Below are 19168 nucleotides of genomic sequence, written 5' to 3' on the forward strand. Positions count from 1 at the left end.
CGAGGAGAGAACAATGCCGACGAAGATCACCGCAATCTACGAGAACCCGAAATCCCCCGAGGCCTTCGAGGCCGATCACCACGAGCAGATCGCACTGGCGAAGAAGATCCCCGGAGTCAAGAGGATCGAGAGCGCGAAGGTCTGGCCGAAGGAGGATGGCAGCGCGACGCCGGCTTATCGCGTACTCGACATGTACTTCACCGACTACGATGCGGCCAGCCGGGCCGTAACGACCGAAGAGGCAGCGGCGTTTGTCGCCAAGGCGTTCGAGCTGGCGACCGGCGGTGTGCGGCTCCTCTTCGCAGATGTCGAGGAAGCCTGACCTCGATTCTTCCGACGCGCGGCGCCCTCGCCGTCAGCGGCTGACCACCCGATATGCCCCATGGCCGGGCGGGCTGTCGCATGACGCTGCGGGGGCGTCGGGCGTGTTCGAGGTTGTGGCGATGCAGCGTGTAGCGCCTCTTATACCCGGTGAACCATGCGAGGACTTCGACCACTTCGTAGGGTCGGACGTCCACGGTGTCCCAGTCGCCGCGTGGCCAGCACCGCGTCGACGCTGAACGGCCGCCCGTTGACCGTCCACAACTGCCGCTCGTCTGCACCGTGTGTGCGGCGGAAGTTGAAGGCGCGCTCCGGCAGCGTCCCGCCCGGGGAGTGGGTGGCGAAGGCGGGTGAAAGGCGGGCCGGTACCCGGCTGTCTCCGGTGACGAACAGACCGGCCAGGGCCGCCTGTACCAGGGTGTCCAGCAGCACCATCACCGCAACCGTGCACAGCAGCCCCAACGGCCACCGACGCACCGACACCGGTCCGCTCCCGGTCATCGGGGTCCCGTCCCGGCCGCGAGGGTCTGCTCGTACGCGGCGAAGCCGTCCTCGATGCCCAGGAAGACCTCGCCGAAGGTCAGATAGCCCTCGGCGATGACCGGGGTGTCCCGCAGCGCTTCGATGAGGAAGTAGTAGGCGCCCAGGTCGTCCGTCTCCAGCACGGCGAAGTCCGAGATGCGTCCGTTGAACGCCTCGGCGTCGAAGAACCGGGCCGTGACCCTGTCCGCGTAGGCGGCGAAGACCGGCTCCAGGTGGGCGGCGCGCATCGCGTTGCGCTGCTCACGCGACAGGGCCAGCCAGCGCGGCGTGACCGTGTAGGTGAGCACGATGCCGTAGTTCATCAGGATCCCCCGCAGAGATTTGCTAACACCGTTAACTTTCGGGGTAAGCTAAAGTTATAGGTGTTAACTTTGTCAAGGGAAGGCGGGTGCACGGCCGTGCCGAGCACGTCGGGAACCGCAGCCGGAGGGCGTCGTCACCGCGTCCGCGAAGAGGCGCTGGCCGAGATCCTCCGCACCGGCCGCCGGCTACTGGTGGACGAGGGGCCGTCCGCCGTCACGCTGCGGGCGATCGCACGGGACATGGGCATGACCGCCCCCGGCCTCTACCGCTACTACGCCAGCCACCGTGACCTGATCCAGGCGCTGACCTCGCACCTGTACGACGAGCTCGCCGCGGCCCTGACGCAGGCACGCGAACACCATCCGGCCGCCGAGCCGGGCCGACAGCTCCGGGAGGTGTGCCGGGAGCTGCGCCGTTGGGCACTGGCCCATCCCCGCGAGTTCGGGCTGCTGTTCGCCAAACCGGTCACCGACGCCGACACCGCGCCCGGAACGGCCGCGCACGACTCCAGCTGGCGCTTCGGTGCCGTCCTCCTGGACCTGATGGTCCGGCTCTGGCGCCAGGGCGGCATCCATCCGCCCACCGACCTGGATCCCTCGTGGATCGCCCAGCTGGAGGAGGTACGCGAGCACCTGGCGGGCGAACCCGTGCCCCTGGAAATCCTCTACGTCTTCGTCTCCTGCTGGGCCCGCCTGTACGGAGCCGTGGCCGTAGAGGTCTTCGGCCACCTCGACTTCGCCCTGGCCGACCCCGAGCCGCTCTTCGAGCACACCGTCCGCGACGTCCTGACCGCCTTGGGGGAAACCGACAGGTAGTCAGCCGCGGACGGAGACAAGAATGCCTGCCGCCGGGTGAGACCCAGGCAGCGCCCCCAAAGCAGCGATATTTGCGTATCGACGCAATAAACGGCAGACTTTTCCCGCGGCATGTTGCCTGGCGCATCGTGTGTGCCAGGCCGGTGCCGTTCCCTACTCAGCACAGCACCGGAGGAGGCAGCCATGTGCGAAGACCCTCCCAGTCCGTGCTGCCTCTCAGGCAGCCTCTGACCTCCGTCCCCTGCACCGGCGCCGCGCCGTGCCCATGCGCCTGACCAGGCCGGGCCGTGCTCCAGGGGGCTGCCGCGCCGGCCGTGTTCCACGATCCGCCGCGGTCATTCCCTCTTCGTTCCCATTCTCTCCACGCCGACCGGGCTGCCCGGGTGCACCACCGCACCCCGGCGGGGTCCGGTCTCGGCGTGGCCGGAGGTTCCTGTGATGTCGTTCCGGCCGGACAGCCCCGCCTCGCGGGCCTCGCTCCCCTCTCGGGATAGGGGTATCCCCTGCTCGAACTCAGTTGAGAGCTTGGGGAAGGGCCGGCTGTCCCGTATGACCTGGGTGGACGCGGTGGTCGCCGCCGCCGTGCTGGTACTGCTCTACCTGACGTTGCGGGTCGGGCAGGGGACCACGGTCTCCTTCTCCACCAGCCAGTCGGCGAAGGTGAACACCGACCCCGGGCAACTGCCCTACGACGCGGCGCGCTCGCTGCTGCGTATGTTCGTCGCGCTTCTCCTGTCCACCGTCTTCACCTTCGTCTATGCCTACGCGGCGGCCAAGAGCCGTCGGCTGGAGCGGATCCTGATCCCGGCGTTGGACATCCTTCAGTCGGTGCCGGTGCTGGGGTTCCTGACCGTCGCCGTGAGCGGGTTCATCGCGTTGTTCCCCGGTTCGATGCTGGGCCTGGAGTGTGCGGCGATCTTCGCGATCTTCACCTCGCAGGCGTGGAACATGACGTTCGGCTTCTATTCCTCGCTGGCCTCGCTGCCGCGCGAACTCGACGAGCTGTCGCGGTCCTTCCGCTTCACCCGGTGGATGCGGTTCTGGAAGGTCGAGCTGCCGTCCGGGATGATCGGACTGGTCTGGAACGGCATGATGAGCTTCGGCGGCGGCTGGTTCTTCCTGGTCGCCTCCGAGGCGATCAGCGTCAACAACCGGGGCTACGCGCTTCCCGGCGTCGGTTCGTACGCCGGGGCGGCCATCGCCGACGGTGACCTGGCCAGGGTCGGCTGGGCCATCCTCACCATGGCCGTCATGGTCATCGGCGTGAACTTCTTCTTCTGGCGGCCGCTGACCGCCTGGGCGGAGAAGTTCAAGAACGAGCAGGCCGAGGCGAGCGAGGTGCAGCGCTCCGTGGTTCTGGACTTCCTGCGCCGCTCCAGCTGGCCGCAGCTGCTGGGCGGCCTGCTGCGCCCGGTGGGCCGCGCGCTCGACACCGCCGGCCGGGTCTTCGGCGTCGACGACCGGCCACTGACCGTCGACCCGTTGCGCCGACGCACCGGTGACCTCGCCTTCGGCGCCGTCGCGGGCGGGCTGATCCTGTGGGGGCTGATCGACCTCGGCCACTACCTTGACGACCGCACCGGCCTGGGTGTCTTCGGTGAGCCGCTGCTGCTGGGCCTGGCCACGTTCGGCCGGGTCGTCGTCCTCGTCGTCGTCGCGACACTGGTGTGGGTGCCGGTCGGCGTGAAGATCGGCTTCTCCCCGAGGCTGACCCGGATCGCCCAGCCGGTCGTCCAGGTCCTGGCCAGCTTCCCCGCCAACTTCCTTTTCCCGCTGGCCGTCTGGTTCTTCCTGCGCACGGGCCTGTCGATCGACGTCGGCGGCATCCTGCTGATGGCACTGGGCGCCCAGTGGTACATCCTCTTCAACACCATCGCCGGCGCCATGTCCATCCCCACCGATCTGCGCGAGGCCATGGACGACCTGGGCGTACACGGCTGGCAGCGCTGGAAGCGCCTGATCCTCCCCGGCATCTTCCCCTCGTACGTCACCGGCGGCATCACCGCTTCGGGCGGCGCCTGGAACGCGTCCATCGTGTCCGAGGTCGTCACATTCGGCGGGACCACGCTGACCGCCACCGGTCTCGGCGCCTATATCGCCAAGGCGACCGCCGCGGGCGACTACCCCCACCTCCTCGCGGGCGTGGCGGTGATGAGCCTGTACGTCGTCGGCCTCAACCGCTTCTTCTGGCGACGTCTGTACCGCCTCGCCGACACCCGCTACGCCCTCTAGATCCTCCGTCACATATCTCTGCTTCCCTGGAGCCCGTCATGGTGCTGAACGCCCTGCGCAACCTGCGCGCCCCCGGCCGCCCACTGACCGCCACCACCTCCCGCGCCGCTGACGGCGACGTCCTGCTGGAGACCACCGGCCTGACCAAGACCTACGCGGGCGCCGACGGCGAACTGCCCGTGCTCTCCGGCATCGACCTCCAGGTGCGTGCCGGTGAGGTCGTCGCGCTGCTCGGCAAGTCCGGCTCGGGCAAATCGACGCTGCTGCGCTGCCTGGCCGGGCTGGTACCGCCCAGCTCCGGCACCGTCGCCTACCGGAACCGGCCGCTGACCGGCGCCAACCCCGGCACCGCCATGGTCTTCCAGACCTTCGCCCTGCTGCCGTGGCTGACCGTCCAGCAGAACGTCGAACTCGGCCTGGAAGCCCGCGGCGTCCCCGCCGACCAGCGCGCCGACGCCGCCCGGCAGGCCATCGACCTCATCGGCCTGGACGGCTTCGAGTCCGCCTACCCCAAGGAACTCTCCGGTGGCATGCGCCAGCGCGTCGGCTTCGCCCGCGCCCTGGTCGTCGAGCCGGACGTGCTGATGATGGACGAGCCCTTCTCCGCCCTCGACGTCCTGACCGCCGAGAACCTGCGCGGTGAGCTGATGGAACTGTGGGAGTCGGGGCAGTTCCCCACCCGTGCCATCGTGCTCGTCACCCACAACATCGAGGAGGCGGTCCTGATGGCCGACCGCATCGTCGTCCTCGGCTCCCGCCCCTACGGAACGATCCGCGAGACCTTCGAGGTCGGCCTGGCCCGCCCCCGCGACCGCAACGCCGCGGCCTTCGAGGACCTCATCGACCGCGTCTACCGCACCATGACCGGACGCGCCAAGGAGACCCGGCTCCCGGGCCGCTCCGAAGCCGTCGAGCAGGACAAGCGCACCCCTGCCAACACCCCGCTGCCCACTGCCAGTGTCGACGGGCTGTCCGGACTGGCCGAGATGATCGCCCATCGCGGCGGCAGCTGCGACCTCGCCGATCTCGCCGACGACCTCGGCCTGGAGATCGACGATGTGCTTCCCCTCGTCGATGCGCTCGAACTGCTCGGCTTCGCCAAGTTCAGCAGCGACGACCTGCTGCTCACCGAGCGCGGCACCACCTTCGCCGGAGCCGACGTCCAGCAGTCCAAGACCATCTTCGCCGAGGCCGCGATGGGCGCCCCGCTGGTCCGGCTGATCGCCACCAGCCTGCGGCAGAACGCCGGCGGCACCGTGCGCGCCGGCTTCTTCCGCGACGTGTTGGCCCACCACTACACCAGCGAGCAGGTCACCAGGCAGCTGGAGACCGCCACCGACTGGGGCCGCTACGCCGAACTGTTCGCGTACGACGCCGATCCGCAGGAGTACCGGCTCGACGACAGCGCGCAGCAGTCCTGACCACCGCCCCCGATACCGACCGAGCCGGGACCGTCAGTGCTCGGTGACCGGTCGCCGGACGCGTACCCGCCGGGCCGCGGCCGCGGGCTGCTCCTGTGCGACGGCGGACCGCGGCGCCCCCTCGACGGACCCGCCCTTCGCCTCCGCCGCGGCGTTCGCGACCAGCGTCGCCTCCTCCAGCAGACCGCGCACCTGTTGGGCCGCGCGGTAGTAGATGCGGGTGCCCTCCCGGCGGGACTCCACCAGACCGGCCGCCCGCAGCTTCGCCAGATGCTGCGAGGTCGCGGCGACATGCGCCCCGAGCATCTCGGCGAGCGCGCTCACCGGCAGCTCCTGGCGGCTCAGCGCCCACAGCAGCCGGTAGCGCGACGGGTCGGCGACCGCCTTGAGCACTGCCACCGCCCGGTCGGCGGCCTCGCCGTCCCATGACAAAACTTGCGTACCCATGCAAGTATGCTAACCGGCAGTACGCGAATCCGGCCACGTCCGCGGCACGCGCGCTGCCGGCAAGCCGCTGTTCAGCGCCGCACCGGCCACCGGTCACCGAACGCCGAGGGGGGACCCCGTGCCCATGCTCCGCAAACTCCATCACGAAGTGCGCCCCGCCCACCGCCGCGCCGTGGACCTCAGTCACCCCGCCCGCTCGCCGCTCGGCAGCGCGGTGGTGAAGTGCATCGTCTACCAGGACGGCGAGCGCCGGCCCGGCGCCGCCACGCCCGGCGCGGCGATAGAGCAGGCCCGCACGGTGGACAACGGCTTCGTCTGGATCGGGCTGCACGAACCCACCGAGGCGGAGTTCGCCGACCTCGCCGACCTCTTCGACCTCCACCCGCTCGCCGTCGAGGACGCCGTGCACGCACACCAGCGCCCCAAGGTCGAGCGCTACGGCGACGTGCTGTTCTCCGTGTTCAAGACGGTTCGCTACGTCGAGCACGAGGAACTCACCGCGACCAGCGAGGTGGTGGACACCGGCGAACTCATGGTCTTCACCGGCACCGACTTCGTCATCACCATCCGGCACGGCGCCCACGGTTCGCTCGGCCCGCTCCGCGAAGCGCTGGAGCAGGCCCCCGACCAGCTGGCCAAGGGCCCCTCCGCCGTCCTGCACGCGATAGCCGACCACGTGGTCGACGACTACCTCCTGGTCGCCGACGCCGTACAGAACGACATCGACACCGCCGAGACCGCCGTCTTCTCCGAAGATCGCGACCACATCGACGTCGGTCAGATCTACCAGCTCAAACGAGAAATCCTGGAGCTGAAGCGGGCCGTCTCCCCTCTGGACCGGCCCCTGCAGACGCTCGCCACCGCACCGAGCGCACTGGTCGACTCCGACATCCGGCCGTACTTCCGTGACGTCACCGACCACCTCACCCATGTCGCCGAACAGATCTGCGCCTTCGACGCGCTGATCGACTCGATTTTGCAGGCCCACCTCGCCCAGGTCTCCATCGCCCAGAACGAGGACATGCGCAAGATCAGCGCCTGGGTCGCCATCATCGCCGTCCCCACCATGGTCTGCGGCATCTACGGCATGAACTTCGACTACATGCCCGAACTCCACTGGACCTACGGCTACCCCCTCGCCCTCGGCGCCATCGCCGTCGCCTGCCTCGCCCTCCACCGCGGCTTCCGCCGCGTCGGCTGGCTCTGAACGACGGCCAGTTGACGAAGCGTCAGGCTACCGCGGTGCGTCGGCCGCCGAGGCCGGTCAGGAGGCGTTCGACCGGCGGCAAGAGGCGGGGGCCGATGGCGGCAGCACCGATGGCGGTGGCCACTCCCGTCCAGGCGACCGGGCCCAGGGGTGTGCAGCCGAAGAAGTGGCTGAGTACGGGGGTTTGCACCAGGGCGGCCAGGGCGGCGGCAGAGCCCAGTGCAGTGGCCAGAACCAGGGGGCTGCGGTGTCGTCCGGCGAGTGTCTGGACCAACTGTGCGCCGACCAGTCCGCACAGGGCCATGGTGCTGGTGCGGCGGGCCGTTCCGGGAGTGAGGCGGCCGATCAGCCATGCCGTGGCCGCGCCGAGTGCGGTGACGGTTCCCCGCCGGCGGATCTGCCGGGTCAGCGGCTTTCCGAGGGCGGCGATGCCCGCCGGGGAGGGCGCCACGTCGTCGGGTGGCGGCGACTGGGGGGCCGCAGGCTCGTCATGTGGGGTGACGGCGACGGACATGGCGGGGAACATGTCGGTCAGCAGGTTGACCAGCAGAAGCTGACGGGTCGACAGCGGCGGGGTGCCGGAGACGAGGGTGCCGAGGACGGTGAAGGCGACTTCTCCGGCGTTGCCGCCGATGAGGATGCCGACGGCGTCGGCGACGCTGCGCCACAGGGCCCGGCCTTCGGTGACTGCGGTGACCAGGGGCGTCAGTTCGTCGGTGGTCACGACCAGGTCGGCGGCGTTGCGGGCGGCGGCGGAGCCGCGTCCGGCGATGCCGATGCCGATGTCGGCAGCGCGGATGGCAGCGGCGTCGTTGGCACCGTCGCCGACCATCGCCACCACGCGTCCGGATTCCTGGAGGGCCTCGACGACGAGGAGCTTCTGCTCGGGCGCGACGCGGGCGATGACCGCGCAGTCGGCAAGCAGGCGGGCTCGTCCCGTACGGTCCAGGGCCGCCAGTGCGTCTCCGGTGGTCACGGTGACGTCGTCGGGCCATCCCAGGGTGAGGGCGATCGCGCGGGCCGTGTGGGGGTGGTCTCCGGTGAGCATGACCGGGCGCACCCCGGCCTTGCGCAGGTCGGCGATCAGGGGCCGGGAGCTGGTGCGGGGGGTGTCGGCCAGGGCGACGAAGCCGACCAGGGTGAGGGCTTTGAGAGGCAGGTCGAGGACGTAGTCCGTTCCGTCGGGGACCAGGCGACGGTGTGCCACGGCGAGCATGCGCAGGCCCGCGGCGGCCAGGGCCTGGGCCGCCCTGGGGGCCTCTTCGTCGACGTCCTCGCATGCCGCCAGGATCACTTCCGGGGCGCCCTTGACGATGAGCCACGGTGTGCCGTCGGCGTCATGACCGGTCGCACAGGCAAAGCCGCGGCTGGCCTCGAACGGCCGGCCCTCCGCCTGGGTCCAGTGCGGATCGTGGGGTGCGGCGGCCAGGACGGCCTCGTCGGTGGCGTGGGCGTGGCCGGCCTCGTCCGCGTACCGCGGGCAGGTGCGGGCAGCGGCCCGCACGACCGGCACGGACCGTACGTCCTCGGCCGCAGCCACGCTGCCGTCGGCCGCGACCGTACGGACCAGGCGGAGCCGGTTGTCGGTGAGCGTGCCGGTCTTGTCGAAGCAGATGGTGTCCATACGGCCCAGCGCTTCGAGCGCGCGGGGCGTGCGGACGAGCACACCGTGGCGGCTGAGTCGGCGGGCCGCGGCCATCTGAGCCACCGTCGCCACCAGCGGCAGCCCCTCGGGGACGGCGGCGACCGCAACCGCCACGCCGCCGCCGACGGCCTCACGCACCGGCCGCCCACGCAGGAGTGACAGGACGGTGACCGCCGCCCCGCCGGCCAGGGTGAGCGGCAGCACCTTGCGGGTCAGTTCGTGCAGACAAGCCTGCACACCCGCTGCGGGCACGCTACGGGACGCCAGATGAGCCGCCCTGCCTGCCTCGGTCTGCCGGCCGGTGGTGACCACCACCGCGCAGGCGTGCCCGGCAACGACGGTGGTTCCTTCGAACACCATGCAGCTGCGGTCCGCGACGGCCGCCCGCGGCGTCGGGTCCAACTGCTTGGCGGCGGGCAGCGACTCACCGGTCAGTGAGGACTCGTCCACCTCCAGAGCGCTTGCCTCCAGCAGGCGGGCGTCGGCGGGGACCACATCACCCGTCCGCAGCACGATCCGATCGCCCGGCGTGAGCTTGGCGGCGTCGATGAGGGCCGGCATACCGTCTTTACCGGTGGAGCGACGCGCCAGTTGGCGCTGCCCGGTCGTGAGCGTGGCCAGTGCCCGCTCGGCACGCAGCCGCTGCACGCCGCCGACGACCGCGTTGACCCCTATCGCGCCGGTCACCAGCAACGCGTCCACGGGCGCTCCCAGTACGGAGGAGGCCGCCGCGCCGACAGCCAGGATCGGGGTGAGCGGATCGTCCAGTTCCGCTGCGACGGCGGTGAGCAGACGCGCCGACAGACGTACGGGGGCGAACACCGGCAGCCGTACGAGGGCCCCGGCTTTCCCGCTGAGGGCGGTGCACACAGTGATGAGCGGGCTGCGGGCGACGGCGGGCGTTTCGGCCAGCCGGGCGACGGCTTCTTCGGACTCCAGGTCATGCCAGGGCACTCGGGGCCGCGGCTGGGGCACCGCCGTGGCAACAACCCTGGCGGCGCACCGCCATCCCGACGCCAGCGAGGCGGCCGCGGCGGCGTTGACCGGACTGAGGCGGTGGCCCAGGGCGAACAGAGCACGCCGTGGCCGGGAGGCGCCCGTCACGACCATGAGACCGGCCAGCACGGCACCTGCCCGGGCAAGGGTCCTCGCCTGCCGGACGGCGGTGCGTGCGGCGGGGACGGCCGACAGCAGCCGCCACACCGCGGCCAGTCCATCGAGGGCCAGGACATCCGCGCCCCATACGACCGCGCTGGCCTCATCGGTGACCGCCACCGCCAGATCACTGGTCAGCAGCCCCTCCAGCGCCTCCCTCCCAGCCGCGCTCAACTCTCCTCGCCCCGGGCCGTCCGCCGGTACGCGGGCGACGGTCGCCACCACGCGTCCCCGCTCGCGCAGCCCCCGTACGACATCCGTCAACGCGCGGTCTTCCGGAGGGACTTCATCGGCCAGCGTCAGGAAGTCACCCAGCGAGGCGTCACCGGGGATCACCACATGCAACCCGGCCTGTCGTGCGGCGTCCAGCACCACATCGGCGAACGGATCGAGTTCCCAGCCGACCAGAACGGTGCCGATGTCCGCACCAAGCACCGAGGCGATCATCAAGCCCGTCCCGTATGCCTCGCCGCCGCCTGCCCTGACACCGGGCCGCGGACGCAACTCGATCCCCGGCATGCCTGTGGGCGCGACAGGAACCGTCGGCCGGCCCAGCGCGGCGGCCGCCGCCTGCCACAGCTGATGGTGGCTCCACGACGCGACATCGGGGTGGACCTCCAGCACCACCCGCCGACGGCCGTGCAGTGCCTGAGGATGCAGCACGAGCGTGTCCACCCGCTCCAGCTGCCGCAGCCGTTCGTCGTCGCGCACCAGCACACCCTGGTGGGCGAGCGCGCTGCCCAACACCGCCGTGAAGGCCGCCGGGCCGTAGCGGGCGGCCTTCGGGGAGCCCGCCAGTACCGCCTCAGCCGCCCGGCTCGCACTACGGGTGAACAACAGCATCGCGGCGGCGCCCACCACGCTCCCGGCAACGGCCCGGTCCGCATACTCCTGCGCCGCGGGCCGGCCGATCGGCGGCCGACCGAACCATCCTCCGGACACGCTCTCGCGATCCGATGCGCACAGGGCGTCGTGCGCGGCATCGAAGGCGGCGCCACGGGCCACGGCCGCCACCAACTGTCCCATCCGCAGGGCGGCATCCAGCACCAGTGCGGTCGGTGACTGATCGAGGCCGTGCACCGCTGCGTTCGCCGCAGCCAGCACCCACTCGGCTCCCGCGGGCCCCAGCCGACGGTGCATCACCGCCCGCAGTCGTGAGCCCTCGCACAACAACGTCACCGCCGCCGTGACCAGCCGAGGCGACCTCCTGGCCCCCACCATCAGCCCCGCCATTGCAGTGGCGATCCCTACCGCATCACACGCCAGCGCCAGCGCCTCCGACCGCACCTCGTCGGTCCCGCCCGGATGCGCACATCCCCCCGCCTGCTCCTCGGACCGCTCCAGCCCGTACCGGGCAGCCAGCTCCGAGACCGCACCCACGACCCAGCCGGTGCCCTCGCCCTCGCCGACCCGGATGACAAGCCGAGCCAGACCGCCGTCCCAGTAGGCGCTCGCCACTTCCGGGTGCTCCCTCAGCCCCAGCGCCACCCGCCTCGCCAACGACTCCAGACCGCCGCTGCCGGCGCCGGCCGCATCCGGACCTTGCCGCAGCGCCACATGCACCCGGGAACCCGCCTGCCACACGCCCGCACCGGGTACCACGGCGTTACGGACCACTCTTCCGGCCCGCATCGCCGCGGCCGAGACCTCCTCCGTGACCCGAACACCCTCTGCCACGACATCGACCGCCGAACGGGTTGCCGCAGCAGCCGCAGGAAGGCCCCGAAGCGCGGCCTGGGCAGGAAGACTCACCGCCAGGCCAAGCCCCGCAAGAGGAAGACGTGCCAGAAAGACCAGACCCATGTTTAACCAATGACCCCAAATTCATGGCATACGCCCTACTACGGGGATCTTGACGCGGATTGCCCAATCGTTCCTGTTCACCGCCCCGATCCAGCCCTGTGGCTCCGGTGGCTCCGGCTCGCGATGAAGAGCCGCTGCAACCAGCCGCACGGCTGAGCCAGCGCCTGGCCATGCCTGCCGCGTCATGCCCCGTCCGCTACGGACGTACTCGGCGTACCACTCACTTCGAGCACGGCGAGGAACAGGCGGTCTGCACGGGAGATGAGAGGTCGGAACATCCCGCCCCGGCACGTATCAGCGGCTTCGATGTCACCAGCAGGCAGGACCGGCTGATACTCCGTTCCGTCGTCGACTACTGGTGGTCACAGAGCGGGTCGTTCAGTGCGCAGAGCACCGTGGTCCGCCCGCGGAACGAGACCTGCGCGCACTGCGCGGCGCCGCTCGCCACCGACGCCCACTCCCCCGACATCCGGCTGCTGGCCTGACCCCCGTACCCGCCCGACAGGCGTTGCGGGATCACCCAGAACCCTTCGTGGCCTGCTCCCGGCGACGCCTGAGAGGGACTCGACGTGCGGCCTCGCAGGCGAAGACACGCCAGGCTGCACGTCGGGTCCGAGTGAGGGGTTCCGGCTCGCCCATGGCGAATCGCCGTGATACGGCCGTGAAGGTCCTCCGAGGGCTATCGGGTCCTGAAGCGACGGAAGAGGTTTCGGGCCACGTACACCCCCGGGCCGCCGAAGCCGACGATATCGACGCGCCCGTCACCGGTGATGTCGGCGAGGAAGCGGGGGTGGCGGTCGACCCGCCAGCCGCCGGCGTCCTCGTTGTACCCGAACCCGCGGCACACCAGCTGAGCCTGCTCGAACCGGCCGTCGCCGCGGCTGTGCGACACCCAGACCCCCTCGTTGCCGAAGCCGACGATGTCCGGGGTGCCGTCGCCGGTGACGTCGGCGAGGAAACGGAGGTGCTTCTTGCTCGTCCACCCCTGGGTGTGCCCGAAGTCGTTCAGGACGAGCTTCGAGGGCTCGAACGTGCCGTCGCCGCGCCCGCGTGAGACGACGACGCCCTGGGGGCCGAACCCGACGATGTCCGGTGTCCCGCCATCGGTGGTCCTGAGCAGGAACCGGGGGTGCTCCTCGACCGATTTCCACCCCTGGTCGACCCCGAAGTCGTCGAGGACGTACAGGGGGGCGGCGAACTCTCCTTCCTCGTCCTGGAGCGAGACCCAGACGCCGTCATCGTGGCAGCCGACCACGTCCAGCCTGCCGTCACCGGTCGTGTCGGCGAAGAAGCGCGGATGCTTGTCGACAAGCCAACCGCCCGCCTTCTCATCGTGGCCGAACGCCCGGAGAACGGGTTCGTCGCCGAGGGGTGCGAACTTTCCTTCCTCGTCCTGGAGTGATACCCACACGCCGTCGTCGTGGCAGCCGACCACGTCCAGCCTGCCGTCACCGGTCGTGTCGGCGAGGAAGCGGGGATGCTTGTCGGCAAGCCAACCGCCGGCCTGCTCGCCGTGTCCGAACGCCTTGAGGACCGGCTCGCCGCCCGCGGGCGCGAACGTCCCGTCCTCGTCCTGAGGGGACACCCGGACACCGTCGGCGGCGAGCACGACGACGTCGGCCTTGCCATCGCCCGTCGTGTCCGCGAAAGTCCACAGGTCCTCGGGGCTCGCGGAGGGTACGGGTGGGTGCAGCACGCGCTCTTCGCCGTCGAACGTGCCGTCGCCCCTGCTGGACGACGTCACGGCCCCCTCCTCGGGCCTGAGCGCTACGATGTCCGACCGCCCCGCTCCCGTGGTGTTGGCAAGGAACCGCGCACCGGCCCCGGCCCACCAGCCCGGTTGCCCGCCGGGGAGGCAGGTGGCCCCTTCGCTCTTCCACTCCCCGGCGTCCTCGTTGCTCCCGAACTGCTCCAGGACCAGCAGGATATTGCTGAAGGAGGGCGTCGCGCCGGGTGCCGGCCGCAGTGCGGTCGATGGGTGCAGCCGCCAGGACCGGCGGCTGTTCCAGTGGTCCAGTAGTGCCCAGCCCAGCACGGGGTCGCTGGTGCGCTCGGGCTCGGCCGGGACGAACCTCCACCGCTGGCTCTCGGCGCTGTCGTCGTGCTCACGCAGGACGACTCGGGTGTCGTCCGCGCCGGGGTCGGCGAGGTCGAGGACGGTGCCGTCGGTCGCGCCCTCGATGAAGTAGCGGCCCGCTTCGCCCTCAACGGGGACGACGTGCCACTGCTGGCTCTGATTGCCGTCGGCGGCGTCCCACTGGCGAACGGCGCGGCCCGCGGCGGCGGGGGCGTCGAGCACCTGGCCGCTGACCGCGTTGCGGATCACATATGCCTGGTTGTCCTCTGCTTCCTCGCCTTGCGCGGCCTGCACGGGGGCGAGCTGCCACTGTTCCGGGTTCGGGCCGTCATCGGGGAAGTCGCGGACGACGAGCGCCCCGTCCGCGTTCGGCGCTGCCTCGGCGCCGAGGGGTTTCCCCGTGGCGGCGTTGACGATCTCCAGCTTCAGTTCTTCGATGGGCACGGGCATCGTGGTGCCTCTTCCAGGCGGTGCGGGCGTTGGCTCGGGACGGGTTCGGCGCGACGGTGGCCGCGGATCACGTGAAGACGTGGTGGTACGGAACGCTCCACTCGCTGGGCAGCCGCGGGTAGAACGTGTTGATGACCGTCCCGGTGAAGTCCCCACCCCAGTTGTAGGTGAGACGCACCTCGCTGTCGGCCGTCACCGCATGGTCCTTGAACCCGAGGATGGCGTCGGGGTGGGTGATCGGCACGAAGGTGATCCCACCCCACGGCGTCACCGTGACGACCCAGAGCTGGGTGTCCTCGGGTGCGCCGTTCTTCCCGCGCCACTTGTCTCCGACCTTGTCGGGCAGGCCCACCTGGACGGTGTCGGCCGTGCTCTTGGGAGCCTCCTGGTGGACGGTGATGCGCCTGCGCTGCGGTTTCGGCGCGCCGTCGTCGCCGCGTCCGGCGTCGGCTTCGTCCCCACCGGCGGGTTCGGGCGACACCTGGCCCGCGGCGCTCTCGATGAAGTACAGCGGTCGCTGCCCGAACAAGCCGGCGGGGGTGACGTACCAGAGGTGGCCCTGCGCTTCCTTGGTGTCCGGGTCGAGCGCGGTGGCCAGTTGGACACCCTTGTCGTGGCTCTCCTCCTTCAGGTCGGCGGGCCGCAGGTAGCCGCCGTTGAAGGCGTGGACGAGCATGACCGGTCGGTTTTCGAGCAGTGCCGCCACGATTGCGTTGTCGTAGCTGTTCACCGCCACCGGGCCGCCGACCACCAAATTCGACATTGCCGTGCGCTCTTGGGTGTACATCGCGGAAACCTCACCTGTTCTGAATGTGGAGAACAACGCGTCGGGTGTTCAGTTCAGTGCTCTGTCGCGCGGAATTACTGCAGGCTCAATCGCCCTCGATTAAGTCGAGTCCGAAAAACGATTGGTTGGCCGAATCGGATACCCTCACCAACGTCAACGCACCCACGTCAACGATCGAGGCCACAGCACTCGCAGGAAAGGCTGCCGGAAAGTCACTGGTCGGGTGATCGGCAGCGCTTCAACTTACCGGCAGCTCCTGCGAGTTGAGAATGGCCACCGAACCTTGACCACCCGATTGGGTGAATACAAGAAGTCACCGTTTGAGTGATGGAGCCCGCGGTAATTTCGATTGTCGGGACATGCGCAGTTTGCCTGTTACCGCTTGATCGTTCACCGAGCGCAGTTCGACCAGATCAGTCGAGGACGGGGAATGCCTTCCAACGCGTACAACCTGGAACGTGCCAAGCGCCAGCCACTGACGAAGAAGAATCTGCGGGAACTCAATATCGACCAGACATGGCAGTCCATCCTGGACCACCCCAACCTGGTCTACGTCGACGACTACGGCGTGCGGCACAAGCCCGTCGGGTTCTCCCTGAACAAGTCGAGCTACGGCGCCTTCCCCGGCTCCGCGTTCAAACTGGGCTGGCTCGCCTACATGAACCTCGGAGAGCCGCTGATCGAGGAGCGGCGCAACATCAGCCAGCCCCCGCCCGACACGTTCTCCTCGCGCGCCTATGTCAACCGCAGTCAGACGTCCAACATGAACTTCACTGACTCGGTCGACTTCACCGTGTCGAACGGGGTCACGTGGTCGCTCCAGGGGGACGCCAGGCTCACCTTCGGCGGCAGCGTCAGCGCGCAGCTCCAGTTGCAACTGCAGAACCAGCTCCGGTTGGACCTCCAGACGCAACTCCAGACGCAGCTCAAGAACGACATGGCGAACAAGAACGCGAACACCATGACCAACAAGAACAGCAAGGACAACATTGGGGTGGACAACGCCAACGCCACCGAGATGGCCACGACAAACTCGGTGGCGAACTCCGCGACGAACTCGTTGACGAGCTCGGTGGCGTTCACGACCACGGGCAGCGCCACCGGCACCGCCACGCTCAACGCCCAGTTGGCGCTGGGCATCACGGCCACCGTCGGCGGATCCCTGACCACCAGCTGGGCCTCGAAATCGCAGATCTCCGGCGAGGTACCGCCGAACTCCCGCGTGGAGACCATCGTCACGCAGCGGCGTACTCACAAGCAATACTCCTATGAGATCCCGGTGACCTTCTCCGGACTGATCGCGGTGAAGTACGACGTGCCGGTGGCGGTCCAGTCTCCCCCGCAGCCCGGGGACTACCCCGGCCTCGACCAGTTGGTCGCCCGCGACATCGGCGACATCGACCTGGCGGGCGGCGGCTTCCGGATGAAGGGACTGGCCGAGGTCGTCTCCGCCCTGGAGGTCCACCACACGATGTTCGACGGCGAGAGCCTGACCGGCAGCGAACGAGAGCTGTACAAGAAGCCATGACCGGGCGGGCGACACCACCACGACGCCGCCACGACGACAACCAGAGGTAACCACCATGGTGTTCGACAACATCTTCGGCTCCGCGAGCAGGAGCGCGGGGCTGTTCTCCGTAACCACCGACGGCGCCAAGCCGCAGCCGGGCGCGGACGTCGACTTCGAGGACGCCGACGACGACACATACGACGACACGAGCGCGAGCCTGTTCAACAACTCGATCCACGGGGCCAACGCCCGCGCGAAGGTCGTGCAGGAGACGTCGCCCGAAGCACGGGCCATCCTGGGCTTCCTCGGCTCCTTCATCCAGACCACCCAGGAATCGGCCGGCACGCAGGCCCAGTACGCCCAGAACCCCGGCTCGGTGTCCCATGCGGCGTCCGCCGGCATGCAGGAGTCGAGCTCCACGGTGACGGAGCACAGCGGCCTCCAGAAGGACGAGGACCTGGAGAGCAAGCCGAAGAAGAGCGATTTCACCAAGGCCCCCAAGGCCCCGGAGAGCCCCAAGGCGGAGCCCCCCAAGGCGCCCACGGCGACCGCCGAGAAACCGTCCGCCTCCAACGACAACCGCTCGTAGCAGGCGGTCAGTGAACGCTGAAGGGATGACGATGAGCACTGCCCACGAGGCGACCACAGGTAGCGAGGACTGTGCCCCTCCGATCAGCACGGTCGCGGGGACCGGGGTCGCTGGGTTCGCAGGGGACAACGGGCCTGCTGTTTCGGCTCAGTTGCAACGCCCGTTCGGGGTTGTGGTGGACTCCACCGGATCCCTCTACGTCTCCGAGTTCAACAACCACCGGGTTCGGAAGATCACGACGGACGGGACGATCAGCACGGTAGCCGGCACGGGCACCAAGGGCTTCAGCGGTGACTGCGGCCCCGCCGTCTCGGCCCAACTGAACTTCCCGCGCGGGGTGGCGGTGGACAGCGCAGGCGCCGTCTACATCGCCGATTCCGAGAACCACCGGGTCCGGAAGGTCGCAGCCGACGGGAAGATCTGCACGGTCGCGGGCACCGGGACCAAGGGCTTCAGCGGTGACTGCGGCCCCGCCACCGCCGCCCAGTTGGACGACCCGCGCGGGGTGGCGGTGGACAGCACCGGCACCCTCTACGTCTCCGAGTACAACAACCGCCGAGTTCGGAAGATCACGACGGACGGGACGATCAGCACGGTCGCGGGGACCGGGATCGCGGGATCCGACGGAGACGGCGGTCCAGCGGTTTCGGCCCAGCTGAACCGCCCGCGCGGAGTGGCGGTGGGCCGCGCGGGCGAGCTCTACATCGTCGATGCCGAAGACCACCGAGTCCGGAAGGTCGCCGCCGACGGGAAGATCAGCACAGTCGCCGGCACGGGCACCGCGGGCTCCGACGGTGACGACGGCCCAGCCGCTTCGGCCCAGCTGGCCACACCGTTCGAGGTGGCGATGGACAGCATCGGCACCCTCTACATCGCCGACTACGCCAACCACCGGGTCCGGAAGGTCGCCGCCGACGGGAAGATCAGCACGGTCGCCGGCACGGGCACCGCGGGCTCCGACGGTGACGACGGCCCGGCCACTTCGGCCCAGCTGAACAAACCGATCGGGCTCGCTGTGGACCGCGCCAACACCCTCTACATCGCCGACCACGCCAACCACCGGGTCCGGAAGGTCGCGTTGCCGAAGAGGGCCGGGCTGCCCGATTCGGGCACGGTGGTCTCCTGGGCCAACGTCCGCAGCAGGCTGCGGATGGCGGTCCAGCGTGAGTCCACCAAGGACGGGGTCGAGATCCACCAGTCCCTCGCCACCCCCAGGGACCACCAGCGGTGGCGGCTGATCGTCGCGGGCCAGGAGAACGGCGACGTCCTGTACACGATCGAGAACGTGCGCAGCGGCAAGGTCCTGGAGATCGCCGGAGCGCACGAGACGGCCGGGGCGGTGGTCGCGCAACGCTCCTACGAGGGTGACGACGCCCACCACCAGCAGTGGAGGCTGATCCCGGTGAGCTCCGCGACCGACACCCCGCCGGTGTACGAGATCGCGAACCGGAACAGCGGTCTGCTCCTGCGCGTCGACACCAACGCCCGCACAGCAATCAAGCAGCACCGGGCGGAGGGCGACCACCGGGACCGGCAGTGGCACCTGCTCCCCGTGTGACGCACGAGGGGTCCGGGGCGAACTCGCCCCGGACCCGTCGGAATCCGGAAAAGAGGGTGTCGAGGCCGACACACCCGACCTCGTGGACCTCACAGCAGCCGAAATCCGTCGTCTGCCGGCTGCTCGACCCCGCCGCCGTCCTTTGGAAGGCCGCGCACAATCGTGTCACGCGCTCGGCTGGGGCAGTCGAGGGGCTGGCGACGACTCCGCACCACACTGTGTCGACAGTGAGTGAGGGCAGGCAATGCGCCCCAGGAGATGGCCTGCTCGATGCGTCAGGACGCACTCGCGGCAGTCGGCCCGCG

The 19168-nt window shown here is 69.7% G+C and carries 15 protein-coding genes; 9 read left to right on the forward strand and 6 right to left on the reverse strand.

Annotated elements, in window-relative coordinates; genetic code table 11:
- Window positions 1-13: 13 nt before the first annotated feature.
- On the forward strand, window positions 14-322 hold the full coding sequence (locus tag B1H19_RS03920) for an EthD family reductase (protein ID WP_083102955.1): 309 nt from the start codon (window positions 14-16) through the stop codon (window positions 320-322).
- Window positions 323-462: 140 nt separating this feature from the next.
- On the opposite strand, the gene B1H19_RS03925 is transcribed toward B1H19_RS03920, so the two are convergent.
- Both B1H19_RS03925 and B1H19_RS03930 read right to left on the reverse strand, forming a co-directional pair.
- On the reverse strand, window positions 463-804 hold the full coding sequence (locus tag B1H19_RS03925; RefSeq protein WP_203237093.1) for a cupredoxin domain-containing protein: 342 nt from the start codon (window positions 802-804) through the stop codon (window positions 463-465).
- Between the two features lie 14 nt (window positions 805-818).
- Window positions 819-1166: a darcynin family protein gene (locus B1H19_RS03930; RefSeq protein WP_083102957.1), complete on the reverse strand. Its 348-nt coding sequence runs from the start codon at window positions 1164-1166 to the stop codon at window positions 819-821.
- Between the two features lie 96 nt (window positions 1167-1262).
- Here B1H19_RS03930 and B1H19_RS03935 point away from each other — a divergent pair, with 96 nt between their 5' ends.
- The 3 genes from B1H19_RS03935 to B1H19_RS03945 all read left to right on the forward strand — a co-directional run bounded on the left by B1H19_RS03935 (window position 1263) and on the right by B1H19_RS03945 (window position 5635).
- Window positions 1263-1982, forward strand: coding sequence for a TetR/AcrR family transcriptional regulator (locus tag B1H19_RS03935; protein ID WP_159027977.1), 720 nt, complete (start codon window positions 1263-1265; stop codon window positions 1980-1982).
- Between the two features lie 549 nt (window positions 1983-2531).
- Entirely contained in the window at window positions 2532-4214 is a 1683-nt protein-coding gene (locus tag B1H19_RS03940; RefSeq protein ID WP_237289112.1) for an ABC transporter permease, read from the forward strand.
- Between the two features lie 38 nt (window positions 4215-4252).
- Window positions 4253-5635, forward strand: coding sequence for an ABC transporter ATP-binding protein (locus tag B1H19_RS03945; protein WP_083102965.1), 1383 nt, complete (start codon window positions 4253-4255; stop codon window positions 5633-5635).
- A gap of 33 nt (window positions 5636-5668) precedes the next feature.
- Here B1H19_RS03945 and B1H19_RS03950 read toward each other — a convergent pair whose 3' ends face one another.
- Window positions 5669-6082, reverse strand: coding sequence for an ArsR/SmtB family transcription factor (locus B1H19_RS03950; protein WP_083102968.1), 414 nt, complete (start codon window positions 6080-6082; stop codon window positions 5669-5671).
- Window positions 6083-6206: 124 nt separating this feature from the next.
- On the opposite strand from B1H19_RS03950, the gene B1H19_RS03955 reads away from it, so the two are divergent.
- On the forward strand, window positions 6207-7289 hold the full coding sequence (locus B1H19_RS03955) for a magnesium and cobalt transport protein CorA (protein ID WP_083102971.1): 1083 nt from the start codon (window positions 6207-6209) through the stop codon (window positions 7287-7289).
- Between the two features lie 22 nt (window positions 7290-7311).
- Here B1H19_RS03955 and B1H19_RS03960 read toward each other — a convergent pair whose 3' ends face one another.
- Complete coding sequence (locus B1H19_RS03960) at window positions 7312-11892, reverse strand: cation-translocating P-type ATPase (protein ID WP_083102973.1); 4581 nt, start codon at window positions 11890-11892, stop codon at window positions 7312-7314.
- A gap of 170 nt (window positions 11893-12062) precedes the next feature.
- On the opposite strand from B1H19_RS03960, the gene B1H19_RS03965 reads away from it, so the two are divergent.
- Window positions 12063-12377, forward strand: coding sequence for a hypothetical protein (locus tag B1H19_RS03965; RefSeq protein ID WP_083102976.1), 315 nt, complete (start codon window positions 12063-12065; stop codon window positions 12375-12377).
- 194 nt (window positions 12378-12571) lie between these two features.
- Here the strand turns inward: B1H19_RS03965 and B1H19_RS03970 are convergent, their stop codons facing one another.
- Window positions 12572-14419 (reverse strand): FG-GAP-like repeat-containing protein, encoded by a 1848-nt coding sequence (locus tag B1H19_RS03970; RefSeq protein WP_083102979.1) that lies wholly within the window; start codon window positions 14417-14419, stop codon window positions 12572-12574.
- 67 nt (window positions 14420-14486) lie between these two features.
- The gene (locus B1H19_RS03975) at window positions 14487-15206 is read right to left on the reverse strand and encodes a hypothetical protein (protein WP_083102981.1); all 720 of its coding nucleotides are present in this window, start codon (window positions 15204-15206) and stop codon (window positions 14487-14489) included.
- A 430-nt stretch (window positions 15207-15636) separates the two neighbouring features.
- Here B1H19_RS03975 and B1H19_RS03980 point away from each other — a divergent pair, with 430 nt between their 5' ends.
- Genes B1H19_RS03980 through B1H19_RS03990 form a run of 3 tightly spaced genes read left to right on the forward strand, consistent with a single transcriptional unit; the run spans window position 15637 to window position 18863 of the window.
- Window positions 15637-16734 (forward strand): hypothetical protein, encoded by a 1098-nt coding sequence (locus tag B1H19_RS03980; protein ID WP_083102984.1) that lies wholly within the window; start codon window positions 15637-15639, stop codon window positions 16732-16734.
- A 55-nt stretch (window positions 16735-16789) separates the two neighbouring features.
- Window positions 16790-17305 carry a hypothetical protein gene (locus B1H19_RS03985; RefSeq protein WP_083102986.1) on the forward strand — a complete coding sequence of 172 codons (516 nt, stop codon included), beginning with the start codon at window positions 16790-16792 and terminating at the stop codon, window positions 17303-17305.
- Between the two features lie 31 nt (window positions 17306-17336).
- On the forward strand, window positions 17337-18863 hold the full coding sequence (locus tag B1H19_RS03990) for an NHL domain-containing protein (RefSeq protein ID WP_083109417.1): 1527 nt from the start codon (window positions 17337-17339) through the stop codon (window positions 18861-18863).
- The last annotated feature ends 305 nt before the right edge of the window (window positions 18864-19168 follow it).

Source organism: Streptomyces gilvosporeus (assembly GCF_002082195.1).
Classification (GTDB): Bacteria; Actinomycetota; Actinomycetes; order Streptomycetales; family Streptomycetaceae; genus Streptomyces; species Streptomyces gilvosporeus.

Excerpts from the sequence above, each read along its gene's own strand:
- B1H19_RS03965 (WP_083102976.1), top strand. The coding sequence starts at position 12,063 with ATGCCTGCCGCGTCATGCCCCGTCCGCTACGGACGTACTCGGCGTACC.
- B1H19_RS03955 (WP_083102971.1), top strand. The coding sequence starts at position 6,207 with ATGCTCCGCAAACTCCATCACGAAGTGCGCCCCGCCCACCGCCGCGCC.
- B1H19_RS03985 (WP_083102986.1), top strand. The coding sequence starts at position 16,790 with ATGGTGTTCGACAACATCTTCGGCTCCGCGAGCAGGAGCGCGGGGCTG.
- B1H19_RS03980 (WP_083102984.1), top strand. The coding sequence starts at position 15,637 with ATGCCTTCCAACGCGTACAACCTGGAACGTGCCAAGCGCCAGCCACTG.
- B1H19_RS03940 (WP_237289112.1), top strand. The coding sequence starts at position 2,532 with ATGACCTGGGTGGACGCGGTGGTCGCCGCCGCCGTGCTGGTACTGCTC.
- B1H19_RS03945 (WP_083102965.1), top strand. The coding sequence starts at position 4,253 with ATGGTGCTGAACGCCCTGCGCAACCTGCGCGCCCCCGGCCGCCCACTG.
- B1H19_RS03950 (WP_083102968.1), bottom strand. The coding sequence starts at position 6,082 with ATGGGTACGCAAGTTTTGTCATGGGACGGCGAGGCCGCCGACCGGGCG.
- B1H19_RS03990 (WP_083109417.1), top strand. The coding sequence starts at position 17,337 with ATGAGCACTGCCCACGAGGCGACCACAGGTAGCGAGGACTGTGCCCCT.
- B1H19_RS03930 (WP_083102957.1), bottom strand. The coding sequence starts at position 1,166 with ATGAACTACGGCATCGTGCTCACCTACACGGTCACGCCGCGCTGGCTG.
- B1H19_RS03975 (WP_083102981.1), bottom strand. The coding sequence starts at position 15,206 with ATGTACACCCAAGAGCGCACGGCAATGTCGAATTTGGTGGTCGGCGGC.
- B1H19_RS03920 (WP_083102955.1), top strand. The coding sequence starts at position 14 with ATGCCGACGAAGATCACCGCAATCTACGAGAACCCGAAATCCCCCGAG.
- B1H19_RS03970 (WP_083102979.1), bottom strand. The coding sequence starts at position 14,419 with ATGCCCGTGCCCATCGAAGAACTGAAGCTGGAGATCGTCAACGCCGCC.
- B1H19_RS03960 (WP_083102973.1), bottom strand. The coding sequence starts at position 11,892 with ATGGGTCTGGTCTTTCTGGCACGTCTTCCTCTTGCGGGGCTTGGCCTG.